5 protein-coding genes are annotated in these 3,670 nt (G+C 45.2%); all 5 read left to right on the top strand.

Going from position 1 to position 3,670, the window contains the following annotated elements:
• On the top strand, positions 1 to 507 hold a 507-nt coding region (locus V6C93_RS21935), incomplete at its 5' end, for a hypothetical protein (protein WP_333478806.1).
• 148 nt (positions 508 to 655) lie between these two features.
• Complete coding sequence (locus tag V6C93_RS21930; protein WP_333478805.1) at positions 656 to 1,183, top strand: hypothetical protein; 528 nt, start codon at positions 656 to 658, stop codon at positions 1,181 to 1,183.
• Between the two features lie 41 nt (positions 1,184 to 1,224).
• Positions 1,225 to 2,016 carry a PP2C family serine/threonine-protein phosphatase gene (locus V6C93_RS21925; RefSeq protein ID WP_333478804.1) on the top strand — a complete coding sequence of 264 codons (792 nt, stop codon included), beginning with the start codon at positions 1,225 to 1,227 and terminating at the stop codon, positions 2,014 to 2,016.
• The gene (locus V6C93_RS21920) at positions 2,006 to 3,379 is read left to right on the top strand and encodes a helix-hairpin-helix domain-containing protein (RefSeq protein ID WP_333478803.1); all 1,374 of its coding nucleotides are present in this window, start codon (positions 2,006 to 2,008) and stop codon (positions 3,377 to 3,379) included. The genes V6C93_RS21925 and V6C93_RS21920 overlap by 11 nt, the downstream gene beginning before the upstream one ends.
• A 39-nt stretch (positions 3,380 to 3,418) precedes the next feature.
• Positions 3,419 to 3,670: hypothetical protein (locus V6C93_RS21915; RefSeq protein WP_333478802.1), on the top strand; the 252-nt coding region annotated here is incomplete at its 3' end.

The raw sequence follows: 3,670 nt of genomic DNA, 5'->3' as shown, positions 1-3,670 counted from the left end.
GCACGGCTATCTGTAGAGGTAGAAATCGTTGTGGTCAGCGGGGAAAAAGCGACTGTCGTGCAAGAATTCGTCACGGTGGATAACTTTGAACCCAAGGATCTAATAGCCGATGGCAGAACGCCAATGGGAGGAGGCATTGAGCTAGCCATCAAAGAATTAGGCGAGCGCAAAGACTCCTACAAGCGAAATGCGATTGGATATTTTCGTCCTTGGGTAATGGTCATCTCGGATGGGAGACCGACAGACGAGTGGAAGATACCAGCAGCCAAATTAAAAGAGGAAGAACAGAAAGGCAGCCTAATCTGTTATCCCGTTGCCGTTGGTTTAGCAGACGTAGATATCCTGTCAGAAATGTCTGAGGTAAACCAGCCAGTCAAACTGAAAGGACTGGCGTTCAAAGAAATGTTCCGGTGGTTGAGCGTAAGCGTAACCCAAGTTTCAAGAAGCGGCATCGGAAACGCCGTAGATCTACCCGCCGTAAGCTGGGGAAACGTGGCGGAAGACTAACACGCCTAAACTCAGTAGTTCAGTTGTGCGAACTACACCAAACCATGCAATTGAGAACAAGTGCAGATGCTCACTGCGCGACCTTTTATAAGGACAGAGCTTTATAGCATCTGCATTTCTCCATCTGGCATAGGATAAACAAAGCCCAATGATAGAAGACAAAAGCGCTACTGAAAAAAGACGGGCAAGTAAGCCGTTCACCTTTAAAGAATCCCTAAAAATCCTCAACGAAATACATTTTGGAGCTTGCGTAATTCGCAGTGGACGAAACCGAGGCAGTAAACGTATCTGGTGGACAAATCTGCAAGGCGAAAATTATTATGCGATGTTCCCACGAGAAAAAAGTTGGAAAGAAATTATTGAATTTGCCAAACAACAGCTCCCTGTATGGGACAAGGCAATGCTTTTTGAAGTTGGTGATGTTATAGATTTTGAATGGTTCAACGGAAGAAAATGCCAAGGCATAATCCTAGAACGCGATGATTCAAGAAAAGATTATCTAGTGGAATCGTTAGCCTTCCTGACTAGAAACAGTAGCAGCAGACAGTTAACCAAGCGCTTGACTAACCACGACTTGAAATTTTATAGGAAAGCCGTCAAGGTTAGTAGTGCCGAAGAAATAGTAGAAGAAGGCGATCGCTGCAACCAAAACATAGAAGTCGCCTTCAGTAGTTAAATTCTGAAAAACGCATGAAGAGTAGTCACACACATTGAATCATGACCAAAAGCAGCAGTTGGAAAACACTAGCGCACAGTGCGACGGGAGTAAGCCATCAACGAGAACATATACCCTGTCAAGACGCAGCAGGGATGCTAGTCGCAGGGCAAGTATTTATTGGAGTGGTAGCCGATGGCGCAGGAAGTTCTCGTATGTCGAATATCGGCTCAAAGCTGATAGTTGAAGTAACCAAAACCGAGCTGAATAAAGCATTGGGCAGCATCAAGTTACATGAATTTTTTGGATTCAGGTTAACTTGGAGCGAAAGGAAAACGAGGCAAGTTTTCGATAAGGTGCTGCGAGAAAATGTCAAGGCGCTGAAGCTAAAAGCAAGTCAGTTAAGGTGTCCAGTAGAACAACTAGCTTCCACGCTAATAGGATTTGTCATCACCCCCAAGTGGATTGCAGTGGCGCAAATAGGGGACGGATTTGTAGTCATTAGAGAGTCCCAATCCCAGGAATACAAGCTAGTGTTCCCGCCTGAAAAAGGAGAATTCGCCAACGAAACTTATTTCGTAACAGGAAGAGGGGTTGAATCTAAAATGCAAGTGAGTCTGATTCGTTCCCCTATAGATTTTATTTGCGCGAGTACGGACGGACTAGAAAATGTGGCACTCGTGCGAGCTACACAGTCAGCACACCAGCCATTCTTCAAAGGGGTTGAGAACAATTTTAAATCGGATACTGGCTCATATTGGCTCAAGGAATGGCTAGAAAACAACTTGGCACTCAATGCCAAAACAAGTGATGACAAAACTGTTGCGATCGGGGTGAAAGTCCATGAAAGATAGAACACTCCGAAGCGATAAAGGGGAAATTATTGAACTAGAATCGCACATCGCTTCGTCTGGGGAAGGAGAGGTCTGGAGAGTCAAGGATTCAGATTTGGTAGCGAAGATCTACCGCAAAAATCCGAGCATTGAGCAAATCGAGAAACTAAGCATTATGATGAACAATCCGCCAAAGAATCCCAATGCGGATAAATCTCATACACCTTGGGCATGGCCTGAATCATTCATTCTGCACAGGAAAAGTAAAGTCGGGTTCCTCATGAAACGGATCAAAGGGGGAAGGCAGATCATTGAGGTCTACAACCCACTTAAGAGGAGAGCCGAAAAAGTAGATGCCAACTGGCAATTTCTACACGCGGTAGCATTAAACTTCGCCACAATCGTCAGAGAACTCCACTCATCCGGGTACGTGATTGGAGATATCAAGCCGCAGAATATATTAACAAACTCCAAGGGCTGGGTATCGATTGTAGACATAGATTCAATCCAGGTAAAGCATCCAAGCAACCCCCAGAAAGTTTACACTTGCCCCGTAGGAACAGAAGAAACGACGCCACCGGAGCTAGTGGGGAAAATTATTGCAGACGAGATTCAAACGGAAGCACAGGACAGATTTAGAATCGGGGTCGTAGTCTTTCAGTTATTATTTGGCGAGCATCCGTTCAAGTTTCCACAAGAAGGAAACCCCCTGAAAATAGGAGAATTAATTCAAAAAAGATTGTGGATAGGAAGTGAAGGTGCTACCGTAAATAATCCACGCCTAATTCCACTGGATATCGTACATCCCAAGCTGCAAGACTATTTCAGCAAATGCTTCGAGAGCGTTGACCCCCAATTGCGCCCAACGGCAAACGAATGGAAAAAAGCGATCGAGAGAGCCTACGACGATCTGGTGCCTTGTCAGAATATCGCAGCACTTCCACACTATACTCACCCTCACTTTTACAGCAAGCACTTACCTTCATGCTACTGGTGCGATCGCGCCAAGAAAATCGGGTACGATATGTTCGGGCAAGGGGCTATTCAACAAGTCGAAAGCTCGGAACTGGCAAGATTGGTACTGCTTGATAAAGCCTTCGCACAAGTCAGAGGAAAAGTCACCTCTGCCAGTATTCAAAGAAACAATATAGTCCTAAGACTGGGGAAAGGCAATCGCACCCTCAAGTTCGGAGCCTTTGAAATTGTAATTGCCCCTCAAGTCGTCAGTACGTTATCAGATGCCGATAAAAAAGCCCTGCTGGATACGAAAGGGAAGGAGATGTCGGTAAAGGGAACGATATCAGTATTGAAGACTAAAGCCAAGTCAACGCCAAAAGTAATCGTTGATAGCCAACCGCTGCCGTGCCACATTATTCAGTCCTAGCGTAAATTTTAAACGCTCCAAGCTACCTAAACTCGCGTCATGGCATTTACATTGCCAATAATCCCGCCAGCAACGTGGGAACTCTACAAAAAGTACTGGCAGAAGATTATTAAGTCTAGCGCACCTGAACACTTAATCATTCTGGAAAAAGACTCAATCCTAATGTTTGGGTATACCAAAGAAATGATTAAGTGGATGGTGGAAACAAAGACGATGGGGTGCATTACTGCCTACACCTGGAATCCATCCAAGTGCAGCACGGTCGTTTTAATCGAGCTGCCGCACTTGTCT

Origin of the sequence: Allocoleopsis sp. (assembly GCF_036703385.1) — a bacterium.
Classification (GTDB): Bacteria; Cyanobacteriota; Cyanobacteriia; order Cyanobacteriales; family Coleofasciculaceae; genus Allocoleopsis.
This window is presented reverse-complemented; position numbering and strand designations above follow the sequence as displayed.

Coding starts and splice junctions, on each gene's coding strand:
- V6C93_RS21925 (WP_333478804.1), top strand. CDS start 1,225: ATGACCAAAAGCAGCAGTTGGAAAACACTAGCGCACAGTGCGACGGGA.
- V6C93_RS21930 (WP_333478805.1), top strand. CDS start 656: ATGATAGAAGACAAAAGCGCTACTGAAAAAAGACGGGCAAGTAAGCCG.
- V6C93_RS21920 (WP_333478803.1), top strand. CDS start 2,006: ATGAAAGATAGAACACTCCGAAGCGATAAAGGGGAAATTATTGAACTA.